The following is a 2,052-nucleotide window of genomic DNA, read 5'->3' as shown; positions in this document are numbered from 1 at the left end:
ATTAAATAATTGCAAGGATCAATTTCCCTGGCTACAGGAAAATAAAGTCACCTTTCGGAGGGAATTATGGATACCATAGAGCTTCTCGAAAACTGCATCGATGAACGGATTGGAGAAGGAGTTCTTCGAGTTGACCGCCGAACCTACACAAATCCGGATCTGTTAGAGTGGGAATTCGAACATATCTTTGAAGGAAACTGGGTATACCTCTGCCATGAAAGTCAAGTCTCTCGGCCGCGAGATTTTCTGTCGTTGACCGTGGGCCGCCAGCCAGTGCTGGTAACACGTAACAAAGAGGGCGAGCTACGGGCCTTCATCAATTCCTGTGCTCATAGAGGTGTGTTAGTCGCGCGTGAGACCAAAGGGAATCGCGCTGCATTTACCTGCCCGTTCCATGGCTGGACATACGATCTGGACGGCCGCCTGGTTGACATCCCTTTGGAGGAAGGGGCTGGCTACCCTTGTCAATTCAACAAGAGCGAAATCGGATTAACACCTATCCCCCGACTGGAAAGCTATCGCGGGTTCGTGTTCATATCATTTAACTCTGACGTTCAGCCTTTAGGTCAATGGCTCGGAGATGCTACGACTTTCATCGATTTGATCGTTGACCAGTCTCCGGATGGGTTGGAAGTATTGCCGGGTACAGCTACTTATACCTATAAAGGTAATTGGAAACTTACGTACGAAAACCAAGCTGATGGTTATCATGCTGTCACTACCCATGGGAATTATATCCGTACCGTATTAAATCGGCAAACGGAGAACAGGAAGGGCAGTATGATGGCTGATCAGCCGTCGATGGATCTATCAGAACTTGCGCGAAGCGATGGCGGATTTTACGATCTTGATCACGGACACGTAATGCTTTGGTGGGATTGGGGCGATCCGAAGGGCAGACCGAACTTCGGACAGTATGATAATTATAAGCAGAGAGTCGGTGAAGAGCGGGCGAACTGGATGGTGAACCGCGCGCGCAATCTAATATTATATCCCAACGTTCTGTTGGCCGACCATATGTCGATGCAAATACGCGTTTATCGACCACTATCAGTGGATCGGACAGAGGTAACTATCTACTGCCTCGCGCCTAAGAATGAATCTCCGCAAAACCGCTCGCATCGGCTGCGCCAATACGAAGACTTCTTTAACGTCACCGGCTTGGCTACATGTGACGACGCCGCAGAGTTCGAAGCGCAGCAAGCAGGAGCTCAGAGCGGTCGGTTCGTACCCTGGAGCGACTTGAGCCGTGGGCTGGCGCACATGATCCACGGGCCTAATGAGCTTGCCAACCGGTTGGGGATCAATCCCCTCTATTCCGGTTCTAAAATGGAGGATGAGCCGATTATGTGGGCTCAGTGCCGTCACTGGCGAGACACATTGCTTTCTAATGTTCTTCAGGAACAGAATAGCGCTCGGTCTCTGGTAAAGTAGCCTTTTCCGCGGGGGAATAATTATGGAGAAGTTTCTTGAGTTCATTCCAGAGGTCGTCGACTTTCTCAATACTGAATCGTATTTCGTAGACCGGCAGATGTGGGATGAGTGGCTGAACCTGTTTTCCGAGGATTGCGAGTATTGGCTACCCTCTTGGGAGTCAGACACGCAGCTTATCACCGATCCGCATACGGAAGTCTCACTTATCTACTATAGTGATCGAAGCGGTTTAGAAGACCGGGTATTTCGATTGCGTACTGGAGCGGTTTCGTCAGCTACACCGATGTCGCGCACGGTTCACATCACAAGCGGCGTTCGTATCCTTTCGGCATCTGCATCGGCTCTTGAGGTGGCTGCAAGCTGGGTATGTCACTGGGTTTGGCGTAAGGAATTCAACACTTATGCAGGTCAGTATGAATACATCCTCGAACGTACGAGTCGCGGGCTCAGGATTAAGCGAAAAAAGATTGTCTTGATAAATGACGTTATTCCGAGGGTGTTGGACTTTTATCACATTTAAGCGGCGGTCGGAATATGCACAAACAGGAGGCTGGCGCCTTGGCAGACGGGGGCGTTTACAAAGCCAAACACACGGCCTTACAAATACGTGTCGTAGTC

The 2,052-nt window shown here is 50.0% G+C and carries 2 protein-coding genes; both read left to right on the top strand.

The annotated features are described in order from the left end of the window. Positions 1 to 66 precede the first annotated feature (66 nt). Positions 67 to 1,434, top strand: a complete 1,368-nt coding sequence (locus SX1_RS22150) for a Rieske 2Fe-2S domain-containing protein (RefSeq protein ID WP_043146431.1) — start codon at positions 67 to 69, stop codon at positions 1,432 to 1,434. Positions 1,435 to 1,456: 22 nt separating this feature from the next. Then, on the top strand, positions 1,457 to 1,954 hold the full coding sequence (locus SX1_RS22145; RefSeq protein ID WP_019054856.1) for an aromatic-ring-hydroxylating dioxygenase subunit beta: 498 nt from the start codon (positions 1,457 to 1,459) through the stop codon (positions 1,952 to 1,954). Positions 1,955 to 2,052: the final 98 nt, after the last annotated feature.

Origin of the sequence: Sphingobium xenophagum NBRC 107872, from assembly GCF_000367345.1 — a bacterium.
Classification (GTDB): Bacteria; Pseudomonadota; Alphaproteobacteria; order Sphingomonadales; family Sphingomonadaceae; genus Sphingobium; species Sphingobium xenophagum.
Note: the sequence above shows the minus strand (reverse complement) of the source record. Positions and strands in the feature narration are given on the sequence as shown.